Genomic DNA, 4,322 nt, shown 5'->3' on the forward strand with positions numbered 1-4,322 from the left:
GGACACCATCTGCATATAAAGCTTACACCGCCACCGCCGTAGGCATCAGAAGCGGAAAAGATTCCGTGGTAACTACCACTACCTTCGCTGTCTGGAACAGCCAAACCTTTGAAGGCTGCAGCGGCCTGCCTTTGTGGAATGCCAATAAGGTGTATGATAAGCCTAACAACATAGTACGTTATAACAATACTATTTACCGCAACCAATGGTGGGCCGGCGCTATGGATGTACCGGGCGGCAATACTACCTGGGCTGTAGTTGGCGCCTGTAATAGTACAACGCCGAATGCTGCCCCTCCAGCTAATGTGCCCGTAAGCACAAACGCAGGCCAGGCAGCAACGGTCGCTAAAATAGCCGCTACACCGGATGCTAAGGCAGTAAATGCTGCAATGGAAGCAACCGTGTATCCTAACCCGTTAGTAAAAGGCGGCACTTTGTCTGTAAAGGTAGCAAAGTATGATGCGGCCAAACCGGTACAGGTAACTATCCTGGATGTGAGCAAAAAAGTAGTGGCCTTTCATAAAGGCAATGCTAAAGTGCTGAACCTTTCCACGGCTAACCTGCCCGCCGGGTTTTACATTCTCGTGATCACAAACGGCAATAATACATCCACTAAAAAGATTGTAATACAATAAGAGAGCACTTGTATTACGGGGGCCTCCTCATTTATTGAGGGGGCCTTTTTTATGCGGTAACACCGTTCATTGCGTTCAAAGCAGCGGTAGGGGATACTTTCAGCAGCTCATAAATGTCGGCCGTTTTACCGGTGTGTATGTTATATACATCCTGCTCCATGCTGTTCAACAGATCGTTAGCTACTACTTCCGGTGCAATACCATTGGCGCCGCCAATACCGGCAGAAAAATCGGTGTTCACCAGGGGCGGCATCAGCTCAAATACTTTAATGCTGGTATCCTTCAGGGATAAGCGCAATATTTTGGAATAGGAATTCAGCGCTGCTTTGCTGGCGCTGTAAGTAGGTATGTGCAACCCCGGCGCATAGGCAACAATAGAGGTAACATTCACCACTGCAGCAGCAGCTTGCTGTTGCAGCACCGGCAGCAATTTTTCAGTGAGGCGCACTACGGATACATAGTTGGTGTACATTTCTTTTTCCGCTTCTTTCCAGGTTTCCTGGCCCGGAGTGATGGTGTATGCCACGGCATAACCGGCGTTGTTGATCAGCACATTCAGCTGCGGAAATTTTGTGCGGATGGTTTGTACCAGCTCATCTACCGCTGTTTCGCTGCTTACATCGCTCACTATTGTATGCACGCCGGGAAGCTGGGCGGCAGCCTGTTCCAGGCGTTTGGCATCGCGCCCGGTAATAATCACTTCGTTACCTTTTGCAAGAAAGGCTTTAGCGGTTGCAAGGCCAATGCCGGCACTGCCGCCGGTTATCAGGATGGTGTTGTTACTTGTTTTCATGTTGTTTATTTTTATTTATGTGATAGATACCGATTGGTATCTGATGGAACAAAAAAAATGTCAGCTCATTGAAATGCTGTTTACCAGGTCTGCAATAGCATCTGATACCAGCTCTATATCCTTATTCTTTTTAGTAATGCCGGAAAGCATAATACCGCCTTCTACCATGGCCAGCAAGCCGGTGGCAAACCGGCGGGCATTTATACCGGGCAGGAACTCTCCTGCGGCAATGCCTTTACTAACAATATCTTCCAGGAATTTGCGTGAGCTTTCCAGGGCCTGCGCAGCTTTTTCGCGCAGCAGCTCATGGGTGTCATCCGCCTCTATACCGGTATTCTGCATGGGGCAGCCGCCTTCCGGGAATGGCGTTTTTTTCGCCGGGCGAAAGATCTCCGCGTATACCAGCAGCTTTTCCTTATTGGTAGGCGCGCTGTCCATGGCTTTGCGGAGAATGCCGCTGCGGTTTTTCAGATTATAGTCAAACGCAGCCAGGGCAATATCTTCCTTGTTTTCAAAGTTGCCGTAGATCGCGCCTTTCGTCATGCCGGTAGCTTCCGTCAGGTCGGAGATGGATGTGCCGGCATAACCCTTTTTGTTAAAAATGGGAGCCGTTGTTTCAATGATCCACAATCGCGTCTTTTCTGATTTAGGCTCAAACTTCATGACACAAAGATAAATACCGATCGGTATCTGACCAAATATTTTTTTTAAATCGCGTTATTACGGGGGGCCGGGAGGCTATAGATTGAAGGGCGGCGAAGCAATCTTCAGCCAGCGGGAGGTTGCTTCGTCGCCTACACGCCCCGGCTTTACTTTGCTACCCGCAATGACGCGATTAGTATATGAAAGCCTTGCCCGGCGGGCTTCTGTAAGCATGCAGGTAAAAACAGCTGAAATATTCCGGTATAATTTCTAAATTGGAAGAATGAAAATGGTTTACACCTGCATGGCTTTAGCCTGCTTCCACGCTGCTGTGCTGCATGCACAGGAAAAAACGGTTACCCTGGATTCCTATTTCAATAATGAGCACCGTAAAAATGCTGCGGGTGAAATGGAATCTTTCCACTATAAATGGGAGGAAACAGGTAATAACGGCTACTCCAGGCTGGGAGATGCATTTAAAGCGCAGGGCGCCACCCTGAACACCTTACATGAAGCGCCCGCTGCCGCTAACCTGAAAAGTTCCGCTGTTTATATTATTGTAGATCCTGATAATGCAAAGGAATCACCCACCCCTAATTATATCGGCAAAAAAGATATTACCGCCATTAGCCAATGGGTAAAAGCAGGAGGCGTATTGCTGCTGCTGGCCAATGACAGCGCCAATACGGAGCTGCAACATTTTAATGAGCTGGCTGCCGTTTTTGGTTTGCATTTCAATGATGAACGTATTAATTACGTGAAGGATGATGCGCATTTTGAGAACGGCGCCATTGCTGTAAAAGATCATCCGGTATTCCGCACTACCAAAAAGATCTTCATGAAAGATGCCTGCTCCATTCGTGTACAGCCACCGGGCAAACCCTTACTCACTTCAGGCAACGCTACCATTATTGCTACTACTCCTTATGGTAAGGGCACAGTAGTAGCCGTAGGCGATCCCTGGTTGTATAATGAATATGTGAACGGGCGCCTGCCAGCTGGTTATGAGAATGATAAGGCGATGACGGACCTGGTAAGCTGGCTGATGACGAAAATACCCGCCAAAAAATAGTAAGGCATTGTATCACAGCTCTCTGCTAAAACAACAGGGAGGGGCAATAGAAAATTTGCAGGCCAGGGAAAACTTGACTAAATTGTATCTCCTTTAGCTGCATAGCGTTATGAAATTTTGTGCCTTTATAGTTTTTTTAGTTTTGCTGCTGAATGAGGCCGGTTTTGCACAATCCTACGGTTTACAATTCCAGAGCCACGAAGTAGTGCCGGAAAAAAGGACCGCCCTTAACCTGACGCCAACAGCACCTCTGTGCCTGGATGGGACTACGGAAATTTCCTTCGATCTCAACTTTGTTCCTTATCATGATATTTATTTCGGTTACGTACTGCGCGTAATTTTTGATAACCGGGAAAACATTGACCTGGTATATAATCAGAAAACGCTGCGTTTCGATTTCCTGATAGGAGAAAAGTATTCCACTGTATTTAGCATTGATCCCGCTACGCTCTATAATAAATGGAGTACCTGCAAATTAAAGATCGATCCTGCAACACAGGAAGCCGCCTTGTTTGTGAACAATACACAGGTGGCAAAAGGCAAAGGTAATTTTGGGAAAAAGGCCTGCTGCCGCCTGCTGTTCGGCGCCAATAATTTTGAAGGTTTCCAGATGCTGGACATTCCGCCCATGAATATAAAGGACGTGGCTATCCGTGAAGGCAGCAAAACAAAATACTACTGGCCTTTATCGGAAAGCAGCGGCAATCAATGCCGGGATACCATTCACGGCAAAATAGCCGAAGTGCGCAATGCCAATTGGATAAGGCCCCAGCACCAGCAATGGGCTTTAATGAGCGAATTGAAAATGAACGGTATGCCCAGTGTGGCGTTTGATAAAAAGAACGAGGTATTATACGTAGTATCTGCAGATTCTTTATACAAGATCGCTTTTAAGAGCGGCGCTTCCAGCACAGTAGCGCTTACAGAAAAGCATGATTCGCTGATGGCCGGCAATCAATCCATTTACGATCCCTTCCTGCAAAAGCTCTATAACTTTTATATTGACGGGCAAACCCTGAGCACCTTTGATTCCAGCGCACAAAAGTGGAGCACCGGTTTTGCGCCTGCACCGCTTACCGTGTACTGGCATGCCAATAAATTTATTTCTGCCTACGATAGCTCTCTGTACATTTTAGGTGGTTACGGGCAGCTGGAATATAAGAACCGTGTGCAGCGTTAT

The 4,322-nt window shown here is 47.3% G+C and carries 5 protein-coding genes; 3 read left to right on the plus strand and 2 right to left on the minus strand.

All coding sequences use genetic code 11. The features are described 5' to 3' along the window. On the plus strand, positions 1 to 635 hold a 635-nt coding region (locus VIM87_RS07375), incomplete at its 5' end, for a T9SS type A sorting domain-containing protein (RefSeq protein ID WP_331996361.1). A 49-nt stretch (positions 636 to 684) separates the two neighbouring features. Here VIM87_RS07375 and VIM87_RS07380 read toward each other — a convergent pair. Together VIM87_RS07380 and VIM87_RS07385 are read right to left on the minus strand one after the other, a co-directional pair. Next, positions 685 to 1,428 (minus strand): SDR family oxidoreductase, encoded by a 744-nt coding sequence (locus tag VIM87_RS07380; RefSeq protein WP_331996362.1) that lies wholly within the window; start codon positions 1,426 to 1,428, stop codon positions 685 to 687. A gap of 60 nt (positions 1,429 to 1,488) precedes the next feature. After that, positions 1,489 to 2,091, minus strand: coding sequence for a TetR/AcrR family transcriptional regulator (locus VIM87_RS07385; RefSeq protein ID WP_331996363.1), 603 nt, complete (start codon positions 2,089 to 2,091; stop codon positions 1,489 to 1,491). A gap of 262 nt (positions 2,092 to 2,353) precedes the next feature. Between VIM87_RS07385 and VIM87_RS07390 the strand changes: the two genes are divergently transcribed. Beyond that, on the plus strand, positions 2,354 to 3,142 hold the full coding sequence (locus tag VIM87_RS07390) for a DUF4350 domain-containing protein (RefSeq protein WP_331996364.1): 789 nt from the start codon (positions 2,354 to 2,356) through the stop codon (positions 3,140 to 3,142). 142 nt (positions 3,143 to 3,284) lie between these two features. Beyond that, positions 3,285 to 4,322, plus strand: a 1,038-nt coding sequence (locus VIM87_RS07395) for a hypothetical protein (protein ID WP_331996365.1), incomplete at its 3' end; no start/stop codon positions are given.

It is taken from the genome of Chitinophaga sp. (assembly GCF_036569125.1).
Taxonomy (GTDB): Bacteria; Bacteroidota; Bacteroidia; order Chitinophagales; family Chitinophagaceae; genus Chitinophaga.